Source organism: Aquabacterium sp. (genome assembly GCF_049274795.1).
GTDB lineage: Bacteria > Pseudomonadota > Gammaproteobacteria > Burkholderiales > Burkholderiaceae_C > Aquabacterium.
Window position 1 is genome coordinate 1 of the sequence record NZ_JBASTH010000068.1, and the last position, 22,667, is coordinate 22,667.

Below are 22,667 nucleotides of genomic sequence, written 5' to 3' on the forward strand. Positions count from 1 at the left end.
CCGCCCAAACAGCGCAGCAAACACCTGTGCGCAGACGCGGGATACCGTGGCAAGCCCGCTGCCAAGATCATTGCCGAGCATGGCTACATCACGCATGTGGTTGATCGGCGCAAAGAGGCCGACAACAAGCGACGTGATACGAAGAAGAAGGCGCGCCGCTGGGTTGTCGAGGTTTGCCATAGTTGGTTCAATCGGTTCCGCAAACTCCTCGTGCGGTACGAGAAGCTGGAACGCAGCTTCCTTGCGCTCAACCATCTGGCTGCTGCCATCATTGCGTTTCGCAAAGTACCACTACGCGTAAATATAATTTACGGATAGATTCTTGGCGACTACCCTGATCCACTAACAGGTGTCCAACTTCTTCCCACAATCGCCCCCCTCAAATCTTCCCACAATGGGGAGGCAGAGAAGCAGGTCAATTCGAGCATAACCCTTTATTCATCGGCATTTCAGGCGGATTCCAGCATGATCCGCACAAAGCAAAAAGGGCGCTTGTGGCGCCCTTTTGCTTGTCATGCCTGCCCTCGGTGTTTCACCGCGGCAGGCTGATCCTCTTGTTGACCTCAGCCCCGGGCCGCACCCTGGGCATGCGCCGGCGATGCAGGCAGCAGCTCTTCGATGGCATCGGCCGGCGAGGGCTCGACCTGAGCCAGCGGGGCCACCTTGCCATCGAGCACTTCGTTCAGGCGCTCGGTGTCGAGCTGCTTGCACCACTTGGCCACCACCAGCGTGGCGACACCGTTGCCCACCAGGTTGGTCAGGGCGCGGGCTTCGCTCATGAAGCGGTCGATGCCCAGGATCAGCGCCAGGCCGGCCACCGGTACACCGCCCACCGCGCTCAGCGTGGCGGCCAGCACGATGAAGCCCGAACCCGTGACACCGGCAGCGCCCTTGCTGGTCACCAGCAGCACGGCCAGCAGGGTCACCTGCTGCATGATGGTCATCGGCGTGTCCGTGGCCTGGGCGATGAACACGGCGGCCATCGTCAGGTAGATCGAGGTGCCATCGAGGTTGAACGAGTAGCCCGTGGGGATCACCAGGCCCACCACCGACTTGTGCGCACCGGCGTGCTCCAGCTTGGCCATCATGCGGGGCAGCACGCTTTCGCTCGACGAGGTGCCCAGCACGATCAGCAGTTCATCCTTGATGTAGCGGATGAAGCGCGTCACGGTGAAGCCGTGGGCACGGGCGATCACGCCCAGCACGCCCAGCACGAAGATCAGGCAGGTCAGGTAGAAGGTGGCCATCAGTTGGGCCAACTGCTGCAGCGTCTCCACGCCGTACTTGCCGATGGTGAAGGCCATGGCGCCGAAGGCACCGATGGGGGCAACCTTCATCACGATGCCGACGATGGCGAACAGCACGTGCGAGAACTTGTCGATGAAGGTGAACACGATGCTCTGGCGGCCACCGAAGCGCTGCAGCGCGAAGCCGAACAGGATCGAGAACAGCAGCACCTGCAGGATGTCGCCCTTGGCGAACGCATCGACCACGCTGCTGGGGATGATGTTCATCAGGAACTCGCTCGTGGTCGCCATCTTGTGCGGGCCCACGTAGGCGGCAATGCTCTTGGTGTCCAGCGAGTGCGGATCGATGTGCATGCCTGCGCCCGGCTTGATCACGTTGACCACGATCAGGCCGATGATCAGCGCCAGCGTGCTGACGATCTCGAAGTACAGCAGCGCCAGGCCGCCGGTCTTGCCCACCTTCTTCATGTCGTCCATGCCGGCGATGCCGACCACGACGGTGCAGAAGATGATCGGCGCGATCAGCATCTTGATCAGACGGATGAAGCCGTCACCCAGCGGTTTCATGGCCTCGCCGGTCTGCGGGGCGAAATGGCCCAGCAGCACGCCGATGGCGATGGCCGTCAGCACCTGCACGTACAAGGACTTGTACCAGGCAGGCTTGGTTTGAATGGCAGCGGAATTGGGTAGGGTCTGGGTCGTCATGGGCTCACCTCGCAACGGTCGCAAGGATGCCGAAAACAACCCACAGGCGGGATTGTGGACTTCCACACAACGACCGCCCGGGGTCCGGAATCAGGCCCAGAACATGGTAAAAACCCTAGGTTTATCCGCCCCTGATGCTCCAAGGTGGTGCATGCGCCGGCAGCGGGTTCAGCGCATGTTCAGCGTAGATCAGCTGTCAGCGTGCCGAAGGCCAGGCAATCGGCCTCATGACCCGGTTCGCGCCAGGGTTCTGCCAGCGCCTGCTGTTGCCACTGCTGCAGCGACGCGCATTGCAGCAGATGCTGCACATAAGCCTGGGCCGGCTCGCTCAGAGGCAGGCCATAGGTCTGCACACGGAAGGCCACTGGCGCGTAGAACGCATCCACCGCAGTGAAGGCCTCGCCCGCCAGGAAGGGCCCGCCGAACTTCTCCAGGCCATCGCGCCAGAGCTCGTCCAGCCGGGACAGATCGGTCTTGAGCGCGGGGCCGATCTCATGCAGGTGCACACGGATGCCGCAGCTCATCGAGCATTGCGTGCGCAGCGTGCCGAACCCTGAGTGCATCTCGGCGGCTGCGGAACGCGCCCAGGCGCGCGCAGCCGATTGGGCCGACCACACGCCGGGGTGGCGCTCGGCCAGGAATTCGACGATGGACAGGGAATCCCACACCGTCAGGCCATCATCGACCAGACAGGGCACCTTGCCATTGGACGCGAAGCGGCGGAACTCCTCCCAGTTGGAGCCGGCCCCGAACGGCACCAGCACCTCCTTGAAGGCGATGCCCAGTTCGGTCATCAAGGCCCAGGGCCGCAGCGACCACGACGAGTAGTTCTTGTTGGCGATGTAGAGCGTGTACATGGGGATCCCTCGCGTGATTAGTGAATGGTTTTCACCATGATGCCAGCACCTTCACGCACCGACATCACACCCCCGAAAGCCCTGCCTCATGGCCGCCTCATGCCGTGTCGGAGGGAGGCTGCCGCTGGGATTGTCGCCGGCTCTCCAACTGCTCGGCCACACGCTCGACCTCCTTGCGGATGGACTGGTCCAGATCGAGCCTGCGCTCGGTGGCCACCACCAGCGGCATGATCAACTGGCGGTAGGTCACGGCCATCTCCAGCACGGCCTCGGCCAGGCGCAGGCCTTCGGAGAGGCCCGGCGGCGTGGCCTGGGCGGGTGGCGCCGGGGGGGGCTTGAGGAGTTCCACCGCGCGGGCCACGTCCAGCACGGTCGAGGCGATGCGCGTGCTGCCATCGGCATCGTCGCCGCCCAGCTTGCGCTGGCGCACGAACTCGTCGCAGATGTCGCGCCAGCGGGTGGCCTCATCGGGCGTGGGCCGACCCAGCAGCTGCGAAAGCTTGAGCAGGTTCTCCTCGGCGCCGGTGGTCAGCGTCTGGGCCTCGCCTCGGTAGTGGTCACGCAGCAGCGTGTCGATTTCATCTTCGCGCATCAGCGGCGTGACCTTAGCCGCCAGCTTGCCCATGTTGCGGTAGCTGCCCTGCAACTTGAAGGGCGGCTCGGTGCGGTAGCCATCCTTCTGCGCGGCCGAGGCGATGTAGGCCAGGTTCACCTTCAGCAGCAGGTCACGTACCTGGAACAGGCGCTTGAACAGGGCGGACAGCTCTTCCAGCTCCAGCGCGCTGTAGGCATGTGCGAAGGCACTGGCCGCCACCTCCTCGCCTTGCGCCATGGCCACCAGGCGGTGCACGTCGGCCGGCTCGCGCGAGGCCAGCGGCAGCAGCAGCGGGTGGGCCGTCAGGCAGTTCTCCAGGTAGGACAGCGAGAACAGCGCATCCTGCCCCGAGAGCACATCGCCCAGGTTGTGGATGTCGGCGCGGTTGGCCAGCATGTCGGGGATCTTGAAGACATCGCCCGACTCGGTATAGGGGTTGCCGGCCATTGCGATGGCAAAGCGCTTGCCGCGCAGGTCGTGCGTGCGCGGTTCGCCGTTCCACACCCCCTCGATGCGGCGCGTGCCGTCGGCTAGGCCGATGAACTTCTGCAGGAACTCGGGGTTGGTGTGCTGGATGTCGTCCAGGTAAAGCATCACGTTGTTGCCCATGGCCAGGCCCAGGTTGAGCTTGTCCAGCTCTTGCCGGGCGGCGCTGTTAGGCGCGGTGCTCGGGTCCAGCGAGGTGACCGAATGGCCCAGCGCCGGGCAGTTGATGCGCACGAAGACCAGGCCGAGGCGGTCGGCCACGTACTCCAGCAGCGTGGTCTTGCCATAGCCGGGCGGCGAGATCAGCAGCAGCATGCCCATGCGGTCGCTGCGGCTGGCATCGCCCGCCGCGCCGAGCTGCTTGGCCAGGTTGTCGCCCAGCACGGGCAGGTAGACCTGGTCGATCAGGCGGTTGCGCACGAAGGACGACAAGGGCTTGGCCTGGAACTGGCCCAGACGCAGGCGGCGACGCTCCTGCTCCAACAGCTCGTGCCGTCGATGCTGCAGGGCCTCGTAGGCGGGTACGGTGTGCGCGTGGTGGTGATCGAGCCGGCGCCAGTAATCGTTGAGGTTGAGCGCCATGCGCCCACCATCGATGCGGGGATGTTCGCCACGCAGGCCGTCGACGATCTGGTCCAGCGTGGCATTGACGCGCTGGCGTTGCGCCGGCAGGGCCAGCACGCTGGCGGCGTCGTCCACCCAGGCCTGCGCGGCGGCAGTCTGCGTGGCCGCGAAGGCCTGCACCCACTGGCGGGCGATGCGCCAGCGCTCGGCCACGGGCGCGGCCTCAAGATCGCGCCGTACCTCATCGTGGCGGCCGTGGCGCTCCAGTTCGCGCAACAAAGCCTGCGCGAGGTCATCGCCCAGGCCGGACACGACCCAGGCCTCGGTGCCGTGCTCTGCGCTGATCTGGCGCACCAAGTAGGCTGCCGATGAGCGGCCCATCGTGGCGGCGTTGTCGCCGGACTGCGCCAGCTCGGGCAGGGTCACAGCCATGAAGCCTTGCAAGACCTGGCCCAGCGTGGCCTCCAGGTCATGCAGGGCCAGGGCCTGGCCGAACAGCGCCTTCATCTGCAGGCAGGCCCGGGCCTGGCGCAACAGGGCATCACGCGCGTCAGCATCGAGCCCTTCCTGCCAGTACATCAGGGCCAGCGCACGCTCGGCCGGGCCCCAGGCCAGCAGGCCAGCCGCGTCCTGCATCATCACCAGGGCCGACAGGATGCGCAGCGCATCCTCGTCGTGCACGCCTTTCTGGTAGCCCTCCTGGTAGCGGGTGGCAGCCTCGCGGCGCACCTGCTCCAGCAAGGTGGGGTGCATCGGGTCTTCGGTGAACAGGGTGCGCACCTGAACCAAGTCCATCGCGGCCTCGCCTTCGCGGGCCTGGCCGGCTAGCCAGCGCTTGAGCAGGTGGCCGGCCAGGTACTCGGCACGAGACAGCTCGGCCGTCTCGGACACCAGGGCCTGCGACCACTGGGCGCGCAAGGCCAGCAGGCCTTCGTCGTACACCGGGGCCAGGTAGTCGGTGCCGGTGATCTGGAAGGCCTGGCCATCGCCATGCGCCACCAGCGTCAGGTCGATCGCCTGGCGGTTGATGGTGAAGGCATGGCGTCCCAGCTTGAGCGTGTTGCCACCATCGACGGCCAGCTCGCGTTGGTCGCGCACCGCGCGCACGGCCATGTCGCGCGCGGTCTGCAGGCGCGTGGCCAGGTCGTCGGCCTGCACGGCCGCGCCCATGGCGCGCAGGTCGGCGATGACCTTGCCCAGCTTGGCCAGCAGCACGTCGGAGGCGAAGTAGCTGTGCACATCGGCTAGCTCGCGCATCTGTGCCACGCGGCGTGGCACGCCTTCAAGGATGCGGGCGCCGGCCTCGGCCATGGCCTGGGCACGGCGCTGGCGGGCCTCCACCAGCATCTGGCGGCGCGCGGCCAGAGCCTCGACGAGGGATTCGCGCTTGGCCGCGATGTCGGCGATGAAGGCCTCGTGCTCGCCGAAGCGGCCTTCGAGCTCTTCGAGCTGGGCCAGCAGGCAGGTCAGGGCCTCGTCGCACTTCTCGGGGCTGTCGGCGAACTCCAGCGCGTTCTCGACGGCCTGGCCGAAGAGCTTGAACTGCGCGCCGAACTCGGCACGCGCCTCGCCCACGCCCATCGTCTTGCGGCGCAGGCGGGCATCGGCGCGCAGGCGGTTGATGTCGGCGTACAGGCCGGAGATGCTGTCCAGGATGGTGGTACGCACCACGGCATCGCCGCCGGGCAGCGTGCCGAGCTGTTCGCTCAAAAGATCCAGGCCGGCGGCTTCCTCATCCAGCGTGGCCAACAGCTTGTCGAGCACTGGCGTGGTCATGGCGGCCGGCAGCTCGGTGGCCAGCGCGTTCAGGGCCTGCCGCTGTGCGTCGAAGGCGTTCGGATCGGCCAGGAACTGCAAGGCACGTTCGCCCACGCGCTGCTGCTCGGTGGCCAGCGCGGCGTCCATCTGCTCGACACGGGCGCTGTCCACATAGCGCAGCTCACGCACCAGCTGCAGGCGGCCCCGCCGTTCGCGCAGGCGGCCCAGCGCCTTGACGAAATCGGCCGGCAGGCGCCAGATGGTGCTGGCGATGTCGGTGAGCAGGGCATGCTGCTCGGCCTCGGCCTGCACCAGGGCGCGGGCTGTGTCACGCCGGATGCTGTCGACCTTCTCGAACTCGGCCAGCGTGGCGCGCGCGCCATCGGCGATCTGCCTCAGCAGGGCCGACAGGCCACCGGCCTCGGGCGATTCAAGCCAGAAGTAGGCGTCCGACACGCGGGTGCACTGGCGGATCAGGTCGTCGTAGGCCGTGCGCGTGGGGGCCTGTTCGCGCACCGCACGGGCGATGCCCATCAGGTCGGACACACCGCGCACCAGCTCGGCGTTGCCGATCTTGCCGAAGAAACCCTGCACGGCCGGCTGCGCGGTCACGTGGTCTTCGGTGGCAAAGGGCGTCTGCCACAGCTGCATGGGGTGCACGCGCGTGGGCTCGCCACGGTCCACCTGGAACACCAGCATGCGCCCATCCGCGAAGCGCGCGTAGCCATTGGCCACGATGGGCGTGCTCAGCGTCTTGTTGATCAGGTTGTAGGTGAACAGCGCGTAGTGGCCCGAGCCGGGCTGGTAGAACACATAGGCTACGTCCTCGCCGTTGGGTGACTTGACCATGCGCTTGAAGCGCAGGCCGGCCACCATGTCCTCGGGCAGGTCGAAGCGCTTGTACTCGCCCGACTGCAGGTAGTAGCCGCCAGGGAAGATGATGCCGTGGTCCTCGGGCAGCTGCACGCAGGAGCCGCCGACAGCATCGAGCCGCTCGGCCTGCTGCGTGCGCTGGTTGTAGACCAGGTAGCGCGTGGTCTGCTCGCGGTAGGGGCGCACGCGCAGCAGCACCAGCATGCCGAGACGAGCGTAGGCGATGTCGGCGTCGGTGAGCGACTGGTTCTTGTCCTCGACCGGCTCGCTGTAGATGCCCAGGCCGGTCTCGGTGTTGTTCTCGATCTTGATCGTGAGGTCACCGCCCACCGTCTCCACAAACACCGTGTCCAGCACGTTGATGTGCGGGTGGCGGCCGGCGACGTGGTCGTCGCGCGTGGTGGGCGTCCACTCGAAATCGTGGCTGGGCGGCAGGGCGATGTCGCGCTCGCCGCGGTTGTCCACATAGCGCACGCTGCCGTCGCGCTCGATCTGCCAGCGGAACACGCGCAGGTCATTGACCTGCTGGCCGATCTGGAAGGCGGCCAGCAGCTTGTCCTGCGTCACGCGCAGCTGCAGAAGCGTGGCGTGCTTGTAGTAGGCGTGCAGCTCGCGGAAGTCCGACACGAAGCGGCTGTCTTCCAGGAAGCTGCCGGCCAGCGGCACAGCCTCGAGCTCGTCGGCGCCCTCGTGCTCGGCCAGGCGGTACAGCGCGAACACGTCGCAGACTGCCGTCTCCTTGCGCAGCCCGATGAAGACGTTGTAGCCGAACAGCAGCACATCGCCAATGCGCACGATGTCGCGCGCCACGCAGTTGTTCTCGGTGCGGGCACGGGTGCGCAGCAGCAGCACCTGGTCGGCACGGCCGAACTCGGCCACGCGGGCCTCATTCAGGGCCTGGGCTTGCTGCTGCAGTGCGTCGCCCTGCTGGGCCAGGCGCTTCTTGAGCAGGTCGTAGCTGCCGCTTTCGGCCACCAGGCTGTCGGTGGCGTCCGCGGTGTCCGTCCGTGGGGTGTCGGTCATGCAGGGTCCTACCAGCCGGCCCTCAGCAGGGCGAGCAGTTCTTCGCGGCGGGGCTGGGTGTCGAGCCAGGTGCGGATGCGCGTGAGCTCGTCCAGACAGTCATCGCCCAGACGGGCACGCAGGGCCTGTTCGCGCCGCTGGCGCAGGTCGGCCTGCTGAAGCTGGCGCTGCCAACCATCGGACAGCACCTCGTCGAGCCGCCAGGCCAGGCCGTCCTGGGCCAGCGCCTGCCACTCACCCCGGTCGAACCACACCGTCTGGCATGGCGAACAGCGGTCGATGCGGAAATCAGGCAGGTCGGTGCTGACGCGCAGGCGCTGCATCAACCGCTGACAACGCGGGCAAGAACGAGCACCCGGTGCATCTTCCACCGCCACCAGGCCATGCAGGGCGGCAGTGGTTTCGATGGCCGGCGCGGCATCCGGTTGCGCCAGCCAGCGCCGGTAGGCATCCAAGGCCAGCAGCGTGCCTTCGCAGGCGGCGCACTGATGGGCAGGCAGCCCCGTCGCCAGCAGCGTGGGCTTGAGCGAGCCCTGGCCTGAACAAGTGCAGCGCATGTCGTGTTGGCTCATCAACCGGCTCCCGATCAGCGGGCCAGCAGCGTCTGCAACGCGGCCTTCTGGCTGTCGTCACCATCGCGGGCCACCTTGGCCAGCAAGGCTGCCACGCTCAGGTTCTGCAGCTCACCGGCCGATGAGCCCAGCGCACCGATCAGGTCGCGCACGTCGGCCACCATGTCGCGCTCGCCATTGAGGTGGTCCTTCAGACCGATCTGCAGCGTGTTGCTGCGCGAGATCACGCCATCGATGCCCTTGCCCACGGCCAGCGACTTGACGAAGCTGTCGAAGTAGCCGCCCTCGCCACCCACGATGTCGATCTTGGCGTTGCCCAGGGCAGTGCCCAGCACCTCGGCCTGCTCCTTGGCGATGACGGTCTGCGCGTCGATGCCCTTGAGCGTCTCGACATGCGATTTCTCCAGGCGCATGCGGAACTCTTCGTGCGCGCGGGTGTGCTCGCTCATCTCCTTCATGGCGTCGAACTTGTCGCGCAGGCCCTTGGCCTCGGCATGGAACTTGGCCTCGACATTCAGCGCCTCGACCTCGCCGGCCTTCAGGTCGGCTTCGGCATCGGCGGTGCGCACCTTCACCTCGGCAAGGCCCAGCAGCTCCTTGACCTGGGCTTCGGCCTGACCGGCCTTGAGCGTGGCGTCGGCATCGGCCGTCTTGACCTGCACCTCGGCCAGACCGACCTTCTGCTTGCCGCTGGCCTCGGCCTCGAACTGGGCCAGTTGCGCCTGGGCGGAGGCCACCTGCACCTTGGCGGCAGCCAGGCCGGGAGCGGCGCTGATCGCCTCCACACCTTCGGCTTCACGTTTCTTGGCCTCGGCATCGCGCTCGGCGATCTTGAGCTTGGCATCGGCCAGGGTCAGGTCTTCGGTGGCCTTGTGGCGAGCACGGCGCTCCTGCGCCTCGGCGGATTTGACCTCCAGCACCAGCTTCTCTTCGGCTTGGCCCTCGGCCATGATGATGGTGGACTTCTTGGTGCGTTCGGCCTCGGCCACCACGCGCAGCTCCTTGATGGCCTCTTCCTGCTCGGCCACCGTGCGCTCGACCACGATGCGCTCGCGGATCACGTCGGCGATGGCCTTCTTCTGCACCTCGACGGCCTTGTCCTTCTCGATCTTCTGCAGGGTGACTTCCTTCTCGCGGTCGACCACCTCCAGCTCACGGGCGCGGGTCACCTTTTCTTCTTCGATGGCGACGGCGCGCTTGCGGTTGTTCTCGGCCACTTCCTTCTCGCGCAACACGTTTTCCTGCTGCACGGACACGGCCTGCTCGGCCTGCAGGCGGGCCAGTTCGGACTTGGCCTTCTCCTCGGCCTGGATCTTGGCGGTCTCGGCTTCTTCGCGGGCACGCACCGTGGCCACCTCGCGCTGCTGCTTGGCCTGCGCATCAGCCTGCTGGCGCTCCAGCTCCAGCAGGGCCTCCTGCGTCTCGACGTTCTTCTTCTTGATCTGCATCTCTTCGTTGCGACGCAGCTCGTTGGTGCGCACGTGCTCGACCGCCGTCAGCTCGGTGATCTTCTTGATGCCCTGCGCGTCGAGGATGTTGTTGGAATCAAGGTCGCCCAGCGGCGTCTGCTCCAGGAAGTCGATGGCGGCATCCTCCAGCACATAGCCGGAGAGGTCATCACCGATCTGCGCAATGATCTCGTCGCGGAAGCGGTCACGGGCCTGGTACAGGTCGATGAACTCCATGTTCTTGCCGACCGTCTTCAGCGCCTCGGAGAACTTGGCCGAGAACAGCTCTTCCAGCGTCTCCTGGCTGGATGCCCGCGCACAGCCGATGCCCTGCGCCACCTTGAGCACGTCGTCGGCCGTCTTGTTGACGCGCACGAAGAACTTCACATCGATGTCGGCGCGGATGTTGTCCTTGCAGATCAGGCCCTCGCGGCCCTTGCGCTCGATCTCGATGGTCTTGACCGAGATGTCCATCAGCTCGGCCTTGTGGATGATGGGGTAGACCATGCGCCCGGTGAAGGTCACCTCAGGCTCGGCCCTGAGCGTGTTGACGATGAGCGCATGCCCCTGTTCGATCTTGTGATAGAACTTGGCGAACATGGCGAACATGCCCAGGATGAACAGCGTGAGCACGCCAACGGCGACAAAGATCGGCTCCATGAGGGTCCTCTTGTAGGCAGGTGTAAGCAGTGAGCAGGAACGAAGACAAGGAAAAAGTGCATCGGCCGCGCGCAGGTCAACGCACGGATTCGATCAGGTAGCGGCCCGCGGTGTCGTCGTACTCGACGATCAGGGCGCTGTCGCCCCGGGCCAGGGTGTTGGGCGTCTGCGCCCACACACGGATGTTGATGTTGGCGCCACGGCGCGCCACCTCGGCGCGGCCCAGCTTCTCATCGACGCCCTGCGTGAGCACCTTGCAGGTCAGGCCCACCAGGGCGGCATTGCCGATGGCCGTGTGGCTGACGAACAGGCCGCGCATCGGGCGCACCACGCGCGCCGTGACCGGGATGGACACCAGGAAGCTGCCCACCAGCACAACCGTGCCAGCCACGGCCTTGAGCAACAAGGTAGGCACCCAGGCCAGCACCCACATGCCGGCCAGGCAGCTCATCGTCCAGCACACGAGCACGATCAGGCTGACCACGATGGAAAACGGCACGCCATTGAGCCCGAAGCCCACCACATAGCTGGCCAGCACGCCCAGGTCGTCGATCTGGCCGTCGGCATGCATGTCCACATCGATGTCGATGCCGCTGGATTCGAAGTCGACGACACCCAGCAGGGCCATCAACCAGTACACCAGCACGACACCGAGCAGCGCCGTGTAGACCGCCGTGGGATAGCCCACGGCCGCATCGAGAAAACCTCCCATGATCCCCCCTTGTCAGGTCCGCGGCAGGCATCTTGGCCTAGCCGTTCAATGTTGTTGTTCGATTCTATGAAGCTTCTTCAGGTCTGCCGCCTGGGCGGCGACGATTTCCTGCCTGGCGGCGCTGCGTCACCTCCCTGTGCAAAAGCGATGAGCTCCTGCGTGACGCGCTCCTTGATCGCCAGGCGGTCGTCGGCCGGCAGCTGGTAGCGTGATGACAGCAATTCGTAGTCGGCGCCGCTGAGCGACACCGTGAGCCTTGGGCGCTTGGGGCGCGACGGGGTGGGCAGGTCCAGCAGTTGCCGGATCTGGTCCGAGGTGGACAGGTGGTTCTGGAAGGCGGCTTGACGCACCGCCTCCAGCACAGCCTGCTCCACATCGAAAGCCACCTGCACGGCCCGGATCGCATCGTCCGAGTCCCGCCAGCGCGCCGGCTTGCGCCCCAGGCTCATCCTTGTCCTTCGGAGGCCTGGCGCGCGCGCACGCGCTCCATCACCTTGCGGGCCCGGTCGGCGTCCTCGCCGATGCCGGCCGCGGCCAGCTTCTTCTCGAGCGCGGCGTGGCCGAATTCCGCGTCCAGCGATTCGGCAGCGGCCATGCGGTCGGACAGATCCTCGTGTCGCTGCTTGATGCGCTCGAGCGACTGGCGCGCATTGACCAGCTTGGAGCCGCTGCTGCCGATGTTCTCGGAGATGGAGCGGGTGGCACGGTAAACGCTCTCGGTCGTTTTGGCAATGGCCAGTTCACGCTCGTGCTCGCGGATGCGGGCTTCGGCCGACTTGATCAGCTCCTTGAGCTTGGCCACCTGCACGGCATAGGAGGCATGTGCCTTGGTCTGCTCGTCGAGCTCCTGCTCGAGCGCGCCCACCTTGTTGGCCACCTCCAGCGCCAGCGTTTCCTGCGACTTGTTGAGTGCTTCGAGCGCCAGGCCTTCGTAGCGGGCCACCTCGGTCTTGAGCTTCTCGATGGCGCGTGCGGTCTGCATCTCCTTGGCCATCACGCCGGTGAGATCGCCACGGGCCTGGTCGATGCTGTGGCGCGCGTCGACGATTTCCTGCTCGTAGATGCGCGTGGCATTGGCATCGACCACGCTTTCGCCCAGCTCGCGGGCACTGCCGCGCAACAGGGTGACCAGTTTCTTGATGACGGTCATGGTGTGTCCTCGGTCGATCAGTTCAGGAATTCCGACAACGCATCGAGCGCGTCGAGCGCGTTGTCGCTGAGCACGGCCACGTCCTTGGCGATGTCTTCTGTGCGGGCATCGGCCGACAGCGCGCCGAACAGCACGTAGCGTCCGTCCACGCGCCCGAAGGATGACAGCGGCACCGATGGATTCAGGTCCAGCAGGCAGCCCAGCAGTTCGGTGCGGCGATCGGCCTTGACCTCGTCGTCCGTCCACAGGTAGCACATGCACAGGATCTGCGCCTGCGAGCCCGTCAGGAAGATGGGCAGCTCCTGGCGGCCATCGATGGTGATCTGCACCACCGGCACATCGCCTGGAATGGGTTGCAGATGCACGGACAGGCCGCCCATGGCCTGGCTGATCAGCGCGTCCAATCCCTGGAGTTGATCAAGCAGTGGTTTCATTTCACTCCCTGTTGAAGGCCGCCACATCGACGTCCCATGGCGCTCAATGTAGGGCCATCGACATAACATGTCAACAGGGTTCTCACGCACTGGTGACTGGCTGCAACGCGGTGGGACAATCGCGCCGGATCAGCCATCAGCACGAAGGACATCGGATGGGGCGCCTCGCCATCATGGCGGCCATGCCGCAGGAACTGCAGACCCTGCTCGACGCGATGCCGGACGAGACCCGGGTGCGCCGGGCCGGCCCTGACTTCTGGGTCGGCCACTGGGAGGGCCGCGAACTGGTCGTGGTGCTGTCGGGCATCGGCAAGGTGGCCGCAGCCACCACTGCCACGCTGTTGCTGACCGAGTTCCAGGCCACGCAGATCCTCTTCGTGGGCGTGGCCGGCGGCCTGGGCGCGGACGTGCAGGTGGGCGATGTGGTCGTGGCCACCGAACTGCTGCAGCACGACATGGATGCCTCGCCCCTGTTCCCGCGCTTCGAGATCCCGGGGCAGGGCCTGTCACGCTTGCCGACGCACACGGCGCTGAGCAACGCCGTGGCAGCAGCGGCCACTCAGGCACTGGCCACAGGGTCCGGCCGCCGCACGACCCATGCCCTCGATGCGCTCGCCACGCAGCGGGACGCCCGTGTCCACCAGGGCCTGATCGTCAGCGGCGACCGCTTCGTGTCCAGCGCCAGCGAAAGCACCGCCCTGCGCCAGGCCCTGCCCGATGCCCTGGCCGTGGAAATGGAAGGTGCCGCACTGGCCCAGGTCTGCCATGATTTCGGCGTGCCCTTCGCGGTGGTGCGCACCATCTCCGACCGCGCCGATGACACGGCGCATGTTGATTTCGGCCGTTTCATCGACGAGGTGGCTCGCCACGTGGCCCTGGACATCGTGCGCGGCACGCTGCGCCACGGGTCCTGAGCGCCGCCGCCGTTTCAAGCACACCGATTCAACCCGCCACCAGGAGCCCGTGATGACCACCCACACCATCCTGCAACCCATGGCCGTGCTGGCCCTGTGGACCCTGCTCGTGCTCTTGCTGGTGCCCATCGCGCGGTTCAAGGCCGGCGCCCGCGGCGAGGTGGATTTCGACGATTTCAAGTACGGCGAATCCCCGCGCGTGCCCACCGCCACGCGGGTACCCAACCGGGTCTTCATGAACCTGCTGGAAGTGCCGGTGCTGTTCTACCTGGCCTGCCTGGTGGCGGTGATCACGCAGCACGTCACGCCCACGTTGCTGATGCTGGCCTGGGCCTACGTGGCGCTGCGCGTGCTGCACTCAGTGATTTACCTGGGCTACAACCACGTGCCCCACCGGCTCACGGTGTTCGCCCTGAGCAATGTGGTGGCCGCGGTGATGTGGTGTCTGCTGCTGGCTCGACTCTGGGCGCTCTGAGCCCGCGCAGCCGCAACCCCACGCCACCGCTCAGCGAGGCGCTTCCAGCCGCTGCCGCAGCGCTTCCAGCATCGGCGCGATGCGCGAGCCCACACTGATCTGCGGGTTCGAGTAGCCATCGTCCTTGCCGGCCTCCTGCTCACGCTGCAGGATCAGCTCTCGCGCCTTGGCATGCGCCTCGGTGAACGATCGGGTCTGCGTGCGCAGCAGCTCGTCGTACATGGCGCGGCCGAAGAAGGTCAGCGGTGAGAGACGGCCACAGCCGTAGGACGTGTGCTCGGCATCGGCCGCGGTCATCAGCAGTGCGTCGTCATCGGCCAGCGGCGCGATCCAGCTGCCCGAGTAGCACGCCGAGATCGACACCACGCGGTAGCGGATGCCCGCATCCTGCAAGGCAGCCTTGAGCGAGGCGGGCGTGACCGCATCCGGGCGCACCGGCCACAACTCGGTGGCCAGTTGCCCATCGCGCGCGCCATGCGAGGTCAGGTGGATGAAAAGAACATCCTCACGCGGATCCATGAGCTGCCCGATGCGTTGCAGGGCTCGGCGCAGGTTGTCGCTGGTGGCCCACGGCAGTTGCTCGGCCGTGCGCGGGTTGTTGACCAGTTGCAGCGCGCGCCCCTGTGCGTCGAAGCGTTGCGCCATCACGTCCGCCACCATGGCGCTCTCGCGAAGGAACACGTCCTCATCGCCATAGGGGGCGAAGGTCAGCACGTACACATCCACCACGCCCGGGCGCTGCGGCTTGAGAGCAGCCAGTTGCTGATCCAGCAAGGTGGCCTGCGCGCGCAGCACGGGCTCGGTCAGGGTCAGCCGCGCTGACTCGTCCGACTCGTCACCAGCACCCTGGCTGATCCGACCGGGTGTCCAGATCTGCTGCGAGGGCATCACCCAGTGCAGGGCCATCAAGCCCGCCAGCAAGGCCATACCGCCCAGCCACGGCCGCAGGAGCCGGTCGCCCTGGCGCCACAGCACGGCCCCCACGGCAGCCATCCACCACACCATGGGGCCCAGCCACAGCAACCAGAGCAGCCACACGCTGCCCTGGCGCCACAGGCCCGCCGCCTGCGCCTGCCCGGCCAGCACCCACAGCAGGCCGCTGACCTGGCTGATCACGAACTCGGTGCCCAGCACCAGACAGAGCAAGGCCATGCGTTGGGGCCCCGGTGCGCGCACCCACGCGCACACCCAGGCGATCACGGCCAGATCGAGCCCGCCTTGCAGCAGCCCTTGCCCATGGAAATCGGCCGGTCCCGGCATGGCCAGACGCTGCCACAGCACCTGCACGGCCAGGTTGAACAGCACCAGCCAGGCCACCACGGCCGGCGTGGCTTGCAGCGCGGACAGGTCTGGCGCCTGGCGGAAGGTGGCCGCACGCACGCCGGCCCGCCACCAAGGACCCAACGCCCCCGGCTGCAGACGTTCGCGCGGCGCGACGGGCGCAGAAGGCTGTTCGGCACGCACCGGTGACGCAGCTATCGCCAACGCTGCCGCCTCGTGCTGCCACACGCGCATCCAGGGGCTGTCGCCGTCAGGCAGGCTCACCGCCTTGCGATCACTGCTGTCCGTCATGGGGCTCCTCGGGTTTTAAGTACGCCTAGCCCTTCTCCCTGCGGGGACAAGAAAACTCGGCTGGCCCAGCCTATCCTTGAGCGCACCACTGTACCAAGCGCCTTACGCCTCCTGCGCCATCACCCGGGGTGTGAGCACGATCAGCTTGAGCGCAGAGTGCTGGGCCACCCGCAGCGTGAACTGCTCATACTCGCGGCGCCCCAGCCGGGGGTGATCGAAACCCCTCAGCCCGCCCTCGCGCGACAGCACCGCCTGCGAGCGCCAGGCCGCCTTGAAGGCCGGGCTGGCCCACTGCAGTTCGTCAACCAGGGCCTGGGCCACCGGGTCATCGCGCCACGAGGCGGTATCGGCACGGTACTCGGCCACCAGGCGGCGCGCACGCTCGCTCCAATCGCCAATCAAGGCTGGCGCCCCATCGTGCAGGAACACATAGCGCAGCAGGTTGCGGCTGCCCGGCGCCTGGGCTGTGCGCCGGGCACCACCACCCAGCCAATCCTCGAACAGCTGCGCGGCCGGGCGGTTCCAGGCCACGGCATCCCAGTGCCTGTCGAGCACATAGGCGGGCGTGCGCACCGCGTCCACCAGCGCGCTCAGGGAGGGCAGATGCTCGTCATCATCGATACCCGCCGCCGTGGGCTGGGCGCGTGCCGCCAGCTCGAACAGGTAAGCACGCTCGGCCGCCGACAGCAGCAGGCCCCGCGCCAGCGCCCCCAGTGTTTCGGTGGAGACGGCACGCGTGCGCCCCTGCTCGATCCAGGTGTACCAGGTGGGGCTGATGCCGCACAGCGCCGCCACCTCTTCACGGCGCAGGCCCGGGGCCCGGCGGCGGGCGCCTTGTGGCAGCCCCACGTCCTGCGGGCGCAAGCGGTCGCGGCAGGCGTGCAGGAAGTCGCCCAGGGCGTTGTTCTCGGGGGCATCGCCCGGAGCGGGCTGAGGATCGATGGGAAAGCGGGTAGACGGCATGTCTGGATGATGGCGGAGTACGTCTCACAATAGGATAAGGATGCAACTTGTACCAGCATGATCTGCTGCGTATCGTCGGTCATCTCCATGCACAGGAGCCGGCCATGACACCCCCATCCGCCACGCCCATACCCACCACACACCAGCAGGCCATCCAGCAGCAGTTCGACCCGCATGCCCAGGCCGATGCCCTGCCCTTCGAGGACGGCCACTTCTGCACGGTGGCCACGCGCTACAGCGCGCGCATCACTGGACAGCGCTCGAAGCCTCACTGCGCGAGATGCGCCGCGTGATCAACCCGGCGGCTACCTGCTGGTGATCGACATCCTGGGCCACGAAGAATCGCTGGTCGACACCCACCTGCAAGCCATGGAGATACTGCGAGACCGCTCACACGTGCGCAACCACTCGGCTTCGCAATGGCGGGCCTTGCTGGCCGAAGCAGGCTTCACGGTGCACGAGCAGGCGCAGTGGCCTGTGCGGCTGGCATTTGCCGACTGGGTGGCCCGCATGCGCACGCCAGCCCTGCAGACAGAGGCGATCCGGGCCTTGCAGCAAGGCGCGCCGCAGGAGGTTCAGCAGGCGCTGGCCATCGAGGCTGATGGCAGCTGCACGCCGAGAACGGGGCTGTTCTGGGCACAAAAGGGCCACTGACGCATTCGGCCCCCTGGCCGAACGACGGGTTATCCCTAGGTTTCCCCCCATGTGTGGGGATGGCAGCCCTGCCTACCTCCCTAAAATCAACGCCAACAGGAGGGCCCCCGGGCCACCTGGTGGAGTGAGACAGACAAAGCAAACGGGACCGGGTGGCACGCCACCGTGCCGCCCGGCATCCCTCAAGCGGTTCACTCAGATCCCTGGCGCCTCTACCTGCGCCAGCGCGTCCAGCAAGGCACGCACCGCCGGCGACAAGCCCCGTTGGCTCACATAGACCGCCTGCAGGTGGTTGAGCTGGAAGCGCCACCCCGGCAGCACCGGCACCAGGCGTCCGGCCTCGATCTCCGGCAAGGCAAAGACTTCAGGCAGCATGGTCACGCCCAGGCCCAGCAAGGCCGCGCGTGTGCGCAAGGCGAAATGGTCGCTGGCCAGGCGCGGTGCCAAAGCCACCTCCTTCACCTCGGCATCCGGCCCCTCCAGCCGCCAGTGCACCTTGCCATTGGGGCCCGCGGCCCCCAGCACCGGGGCCGACTCCAGCTGCGCGAACGTGCTCAGGCCGCCGTGGGCCTCGGCCAGCGCGGGGCTGGCCACCAGCAGCGGCCGGGTCGGCATGAGCCGGCGCGTGGCCCACTGAGGGTCTTCGTCGTCGGTGGCGCGCACGCGCAACGCCAGATCGACGCCCTCCTCGATCAGGTCGACCCGCCGGCTGGTCTGGATCACGTCCAGCGTGACCTTGGGGTGGTCCTGCATGAACTTCTCGAACACGCCGATCAGGCTGATGTCCAGCAGGTTCATCGGCAGGCTGACGCGCACCCGGCCCGAGGGCTCGGCCTTGACCCGGGCCGCGGCGCATTCGGCCGCCTCGGCCTCGCGCAGCAGGGCCTGGCAGTGCGCCAGCACCTGCTGCCCCACGTGGGTGACGGTGATGCGCCGGGTGCTGCGCTGAAGCAACCGCACACCCAGTCGAGCCTCCAGCCCGGCCACCCGGCGCGACAGGCGCGATTTGGGCAGGCCCAATTGCCGCGCCGCCGCAGAGAACCCGCCGCAGTCGACCACTACGGCGAAATAACGGTAGTCGTTCAGGTCGGGCGGCTCACCAGCTGGCGTCATTTGAACCATGGATGGAACAGTCATTCTCAATCCTGGTAACTAGTGCTATTCATGGCGCAAATATACGATGACTCCATCGACCAAACAACCTGTCTACCTGGAGCCCATCATGAAACTGCTGCACCTTGATTCCAGCATCCTCGGCGCCCATTCCACCTCGCGCCTGCTGACCGCCGAAGTCGTCGAGGCCATCAAGCTGGCCGAGCCCTCGGTGAGCGTGAGCTACCGCGACCTGGCCGCCGCCGACGCCCTGCAGGTGGACGCCACCGTGCTGGGTGCCCGTGGCACACCGGCCGAGCAGCGCACCGCCGAGCAACAAGCCCTGGCTGCCAGGGCCGATGCCGTGATGGCCGAGTTCCTGGCCGCCGACACCATCGTGCTGGGCGCCCCGATGTACAACTTCACGGTGCCAACCCAGCTCAAGTCCTGGATCGACCTGGTGGCCGTGGCTGGCGTGACCTTCCGCTACGGCGCCAACGGCGTGGAAGGCCTGGCCAAAGGCAAGCGCGTGGTGATCGTGGCCACGGCCGGTGGCGTGCATGCCAACCAGCCCTCGGGCCAGGCGCACGTGGGCTACCTCAAGCAGGTGCTGGGCTTCCTGGGCATCACCGACATCCGCGTGATCACGGCCGAAGGCCTGGCCCTGGGCCCCGATGCCCGCGACGCCGCCCTGGTGTCGGCCCGCAAGGACATCGCCACGGTGTAAGGCCCGCTGCGCGCGACGGAGCCCGCTCCGTCAGCGCGTGACGATCGGGAAGGTGCCTGGCGCCTTCTCGATCAGTGCAAAGAAGCGTGCCAGGTCCAGCTTGCTGCCATCGATCTTCGTCTGATCGGACAGCAGCAGGTCCTTGGCACCCGCCCCCCCGGTGACCATGCGCAAAAAGAAGGCCTTGGTCAGGGTGAGCGTGGCGTTCGCGTCGGTCGCCGGCGGCGCCTTGGTGAAGTGCAGCACGCCATTGGCGATGCGCAGCACGTAGCCCTCCCCCAGATCCGAGAACACCAAGTTGATGCTCAGGCGCGTGTCGCCGGCCTTGGGGCCGTTGAGCGAGGCCGCCATGGCCTCCAGGAAGCGCTCGATGGGCGTGTGCTGCAGCATGTCGAGCAGCGCGTCGCGGGCCATGCCCTTGTCGGGCGCGCCCTGGCGCAGCTCCAGCGCACCGGTCAGGTAGAAGTTGCGCCACGGGGTAGCTTCGGCCATGTAGCCCATCTGCTCGAAGGCCTTGGCCTGCAGCTCCTTCGCGGGCTTGTTGTCCGCATCCGCATACACGGCGTGCTTGAGCAGCTCGGCCGCCCAGCGGAAATCGCCCGCATCGTAGGCCTGCTGGGCTGAAGTCACCAGCTTGTCCATGCCACCTGCCAGCGCCACGTAGCGCTTGGCCGCGTCCACCGGCGGCAGCGGATCGAGGTTGGCTGGGTTCGCATCAAACCAGCCCATGTAGTGCTGGTACACCGCCTTCACGTTGTGGCGCACGGTGCCGTAGTAGCCGCGGATGGTGAGCTCGTCCTGCAGGGCCTTGGGCAGCTGCAGCGTCTCGGCGATCTCGGGGCCGGTGAGGCCCGCGTTCATCAGTCGCACCGTCTGGTCGTGGATGTAGCGGTAGACATCGCGCTGGCGCTCGATGGACGTGCGGATGCGCTCGGCGCCCCACACCGGCCAGTGATGCTGGTTGAACACCACCTCGGCTCCTGCCGATTGTTCCAGCGCGGCATCGAGATAGCCCGACCACTTGAGCGCATCGCGCACCTTGGCGCCGCGCAGCGTGTACAGGTTGTGCAGGGTCTGGCTCATCAGCTCGGCGCCGCCAAAGGCCTTGAGATCAGGCAGCGAGAAGGTGAACTCCGAGGGCGCCTCGCTGCCGGGCACGTTGTAGAACACGAAGCGCACGCCATCGAGCATCAGCTCCTGCTGGGGCTGATCCACCACCACGGTGGGCGGCAGCAGACCCACGCGGCCATAGGCCACGGCCTTGCCCAGGCCGTTGTCGACCAGGCCCTCGGCATTGCGCGGCAGGCGGTTGCCGTACATGTAGAGCGCGCGGCGGCCCATGGCCGTGCCCATCAGCACGTTCTCGCTGGTGGCTTCCTCCATGAAGCCCACGGGCGCCACCACGGGCACCTTGCGCTGTTTGGCTTCATTCGCGGAGATCACGCCCAGCGCACCGCCAAAGTGGTCGATGTGGCTGTGGGTGAACACCACCGCCGACACAGGTTGATTGCCCAGGTGCTGGCGCGCGAAGGCCAGTGCATAGGCGGCCGTCTCCTGCGCGGTGCCGGTGTCGACCACGATCCAGCCCGTCTTGCCCTGGATCAGGGTGATGTTGGCCAGGTCGAAGCCGCGCAGTTGCCAGACGCCATCGCGCACCTTGAACAGGCCCACCTGGTTGTTGAGCAGGGCCTGGCGCCACAGGCTGGGGTTGACGGTGGCCGGCGCCGGGCCCTTGACGAAGTTGAAGGCGGCGAAATCCCAGACCACGCGGCCTTCGGCATCCTTGACCTGGCCGGTGGGCGCGGCGATGAAGCCGCGTTTGGCATCTGCGAAGTTGGTGGGATCGGACAGATCAGCCGCCTGGGCGACGGCGGCATTGGCCTGCTGCACGGTGCTGGACACCGCACCGTGAGCCGTGCCCTCGGCGCTTTCAGGCGCCTTGCCTGGCGAGCAGGCCGCCAGGGCCAGGGTCAAGCCGATCAGGCTCAGCGTGGGCAGCATGCCCCGCCGAGTGCCACGCGGCGCCCTGGCCTGCACCGAGGCCCATCGCTCACGCGGGCCGGCCACAGGTTCGTCATGGATGGCGATGGCATGCGTCATGTCGCTTGTCTCCTTCAGCGCGTGTTATCGATTAGATGCGGCGCGATCATGGACAATAGGCCATCATGTGTCAAATGCATTGAAATCATATTCACCATGCTTAATTAGCATGGATATCCGCATGAACATCGAACTCCGCCACCTCAAGCATCTGGCCGCCGTGGCCGAGCACGCCAGCTTCAGCCGCGCCGCCGAGGCGCTGCACATCACGCAACCGGCGCTGTCACGCAGCATCCAGGGGCTGGAGGCGCAGGTGGGCGGCGCGCTGTTCGAGCGGCAGCGCGGCGGCATCGAGCCTACTGACCTGGGCCGACTGCTGCTGCGGCATGCCAAGGCTTTCGAGGCCTCCACGCAGGACCTGGAACATGAGATCCGCCTGGCGCGCGGGCTGGCGCTGGGCGAGCTGCGCATCGGTGTCGGGCCCTTTGGCGGCTCGGCCCTGATCGGGCCGGTGGTGGGCCGGCTGAACCGCCTGCACCCTGGCCTGCGCGTGCAGTTGCTGGTAGCCCCCTGGCAGGAACTGCCCGAGCGCGCCCGTGCACGGGACGTGGACCTGATCGTGCTGGATCTCAGCGAGGTCGAGCAGCTGGAGGATTTCGCGTCGCAGGCCCTGTCGCCTCACCAGGCCGTGGTGGTGTGCCGCGCCGGGCACCCGCTGGCCGCCCTGCCCGCCCCGGGGCTGGACGATCTGTTCAGCTACCCGTTGGCCGGGCCGCGCCTGCCGCCGCATGCCGCCAAGGCCCTGGCCGCAGGCATGCCGGCAGAACGCCGCACCGCACTGCGCGGCAGCCTGCTCACGCTGGAGTGCGACAGCTCCAGCGTGCTCAAGGCGATGCTGGTGGATTCGGATGCGGTGTCGATGATGCCGCGCTTCATGGTGCAGGCCGAGATCAAGGCCGGGCTGCTGACCGTGATCGACGATATCGAACTCGGCACCAAGGCGCGCTTCGGTGTGGCCTGGTTGAGGCAACGCACGGTGTCCGGGGCGGGCCTGAAGTTCATCGAACTGCTGGCCGCGCACGATGTGGCGCTGGCTGGCGGCCGGCGAAACACCAAGCGGCGTCGGCCACAGCCTCGCTGAGAGCC

General features: G+C 67.0%; 20 protein-coding genes. 7 read left to right on the forward strand and 13 right to left on the reverse strand.

Annotated features, from left to right (window positions below):
- The coding region (locus tag WAQ08_RS09755; protein ID WP_422191368.1) for a transposase at nt 1-318 on the forward strand (318 nt) is incomplete at its 5' end.
- A 245-nt stretch (nt 319-563) separates the two neighbouring features.
- On the opposite strand, the gene WAQ08_RS09760 is transcribed toward WAQ08_RS09755, so the two are convergent.
- The 9 genes from WAQ08_RS09760 to WAQ08_RS09800 form a co-directional block, all read right to left on the reverse strand.
- Nucleotides 564-1,952: a dicarboxylate/amino acid:cation symporter gene (locus tag WAQ08_RS09760; RefSeq protein WP_422191370.1), complete on the reverse strand. Its 1,389-nt coding sequence runs from the start codon at nt 1,950-1,952 to the stop codon at nt 564-566.
- A 179-nt stretch (nt 1,953-2,131) separates the two neighbouring features.
- Complete coding sequence (locus WAQ08_RS09765) at nt 2,132-2,809, reverse strand: glutathione S-transferase family protein (RefSeq protein WP_422191372.1); 678 nt, start codon at nt 2,807-2,809, stop codon at nt 2,132-2,134.
- A gap of 97 nt (nt 2,810-2,906) precedes the next feature.
- Nucleotides 2,907-8,108 (reverse strand): DNA repair ATPase, encoded by a 5,202-nt coding sequence (locus WAQ08_RS09770; protein WP_422191374.1) that lies wholly within the window; start codon nt 8,106-8,108, stop codon nt 2,907-2,909.
- An 8-nt stretch (nt 8,109-8,116) separates the two neighbouring features.
- Nucleotides 8,117-8,680 carry a zf-TFIIB domain-containing protein gene (locus WAQ08_RS09775; protein ID WP_422191376.1) on the reverse strand — a complete coding sequence of 188 codons (564 nt, stop codon included), beginning with the start codon at nt 8,678-8,680 and terminating at the stop codon, nt 8,117-8,119.
- A 14-nt stretch (nt 8,681-8,694) separates the two neighbouring features.
- Nucleotides 8,695-10,788 (reverse strand): hypothetical protein, encoded by a 2,094-nt coding sequence (locus WAQ08_RS09780; protein ID WP_422191378.1) that lies wholly within the window; start codon nt 10,786-10,788, stop codon nt 8,695-8,697.
- A gap of 76 nt (nt 10,789-10,864) precedes the next feature.
- The gene (locus WAQ08_RS09785) at nt 10,865-11,500 is read right to left on the reverse strand and encodes a ubiquinone biosynthesis protein (RefSeq protein ID WP_422191380.1); all 636 of its coding nucleotides are present in this window, start codon (nt 11,498-11,500) and stop codon (nt 10,865-10,867) included.
- A 77-nt stretch (nt 11,501-11,577) separates the two neighbouring features.
- Nucleotides 11,578-11,949 (reverse strand): hypothetical protein, encoded by a 372-nt coding sequence (locus tag WAQ08_RS09790; RefSeq protein WP_422191382.1) that lies wholly within the window; start codon nt 11,947-11,949, stop codon nt 11,578-11,580.
- Nucleotides 11,946-12,650, reverse strand: coding sequence for a PspA/IM30 family protein (locus WAQ08_RS09795; protein WP_422191384.1), 705 nt, complete (start codon nt 12,648-12,650; stop codon nt 11,946-11,948). The genes WAQ08_RS09790 and WAQ08_RS09795 overlap by 4 nt, the downstream gene beginning before the upstream one ends.
- Nucleotides 12,651-12,667: 17 nt before the next feature.
- Nucleotides 12,668-13,084, reverse strand: a complete 417-nt coding sequence (locus tag WAQ08_RS09800; protein ID WP_422191386.1) for a YjfI family protein — start codon at nt 13,082-13,084, stop codon at nt 12,668-12,670.
- Nucleotides 13,085-13,239: 155 nt separating this feature from the next.
- Here WAQ08_RS09800 and WAQ08_RS09805 point away from each other — a divergent pair, with 155 nt between their 5' ends.
- Complete coding sequence (locus WAQ08_RS09805; RefSeq protein WP_422191388.1) at nt 13,240-13,998, forward strand: 5'-methylthioadenosine/adenosylhomocysteine nucleosidase; 759 nt, start codon at nt 13,240-13,242, stop codon at nt 13,996-13,998.
- A 52-nt stretch (nt 13,999-14,050) separates the two neighbouring features.
- Entirely contained in the window at nt 14,051-14,473 is a 423-nt protein-coding gene (locus tag WAQ08_RS09810; RefSeq protein WP_422191390.1) for an MAPEG family protein, read from the forward strand.
- Nucleotides 14,474-14,503: 30 nt separating this feature from the next.
- Here WAQ08_RS09810 and WAQ08_RS09815 read toward each other — a convergent pair whose 3' ends face one another.
- Both WAQ08_RS09815 and WAQ08_RS09820 read right to left on the reverse strand, forming a co-directional pair.
- Entirely contained in the window at nt 14,504-16,045 is a 1,542-nt protein-coding gene (locus WAQ08_RS09815; protein ID WP_422191392.1) for a C13 family peptidase, read from the reverse strand.
- A gap of 102 nt (nt 16,046-16,147) precedes the next feature.
- Nucleotides 16,148-17,008, reverse strand: coding sequence for a helix-turn-helix domain-containing protein (locus WAQ08_RS09820; RefSeq protein ID WP_422191393.1), 861 nt, complete (start codon nt 17,006-17,008; stop codon nt 16,148-16,150).
- A 104-nt stretch (nt 17,009-17,112) separates the two neighbouring features.
- Between WAQ08_RS09820 and WAQ08_RS09825 the strand changes: the two genes are divergently transcribed.
- Entirely contained in the window at nt 17,113-17,301 is a 189-nt protein-coding gene (locus WAQ08_RS09825; protein WP_422191394.1) for a hypothetical protein, read from the forward strand.
- Between the two features lie 22 nt (nt 17,302-17,323).
- Nucleotides 17,324-17,662, forward strand: coding sequence for a hypothetical protein (locus WAQ08_RS09830; RefSeq protein WP_422191395.1), 339 nt, complete (start codon nt 17,324-17,326; stop codon nt 17,660-17,662).
- Between the two features lie 195 nt (nt 17,663-17,857).
- Here WAQ08_RS09830 and WAQ08_RS09835 read toward each other — a convergent pair whose 3' ends face one another.
- Nucleotides 17,858-18,784 carry a LysR substrate-binding domain-containing protein gene (locus WAQ08_RS09835; protein WP_422191396.1) on the reverse strand — a complete coding sequence of 309 codons (927 nt, stop codon included), beginning with the start codon at nt 18,782-18,784 and terminating at the stop codon, nt 17,858-17,860.
- 100 nt (nt 18,785-18,884) lie between these two features.
- On the opposite strand from WAQ08_RS09835, the gene WAQ08_RS09840 reads away from it, so the two are divergent.
- Nucleotides 18,885-19,481 (forward strand): FMN-dependent NADH-azoreductase, encoded by a 597-nt coding sequence (locus WAQ08_RS09840; RefSeq protein WP_422191397.1) that lies wholly within the window; start codon nt 18,885-18,887, stop codon nt 19,479-19,481.
- 30 nt (nt 19,482-19,511) lie between these two features.
- On the opposite strand, the gene WAQ08_RS09845 is transcribed toward WAQ08_RS09840, so the two are convergent.
- Nucleotides 19,512-21,581 (reverse strand): alkyl/aryl-sulfatase, encoded by a 2,070-nt coding sequence (locus WAQ08_RS09845; protein ID WP_422191398.1) that lies wholly within the window; start codon nt 21,579-21,581, stop codon nt 19,512-19,514.
- A gap of 121 nt (nt 21,582-21,702) precedes the next feature.
- On the opposite strand from WAQ08_RS09845, the gene WAQ08_RS09850 reads away from it, so the two are divergent.
- Nucleotides 21,703-22,662 carry a LysR family transcriptional regulator gene (locus WAQ08_RS09850; protein ID WP_422191399.1) on the forward strand — a complete coding sequence of 320 codons (960 nt, stop codon included), beginning with the start codon at nt 21,703-21,705 and terminating at the stop codon, nt 22,660-22,662.
- The last annotated feature ends 5 nt before the right edge of the window (nt 22,663-22,667 follow it).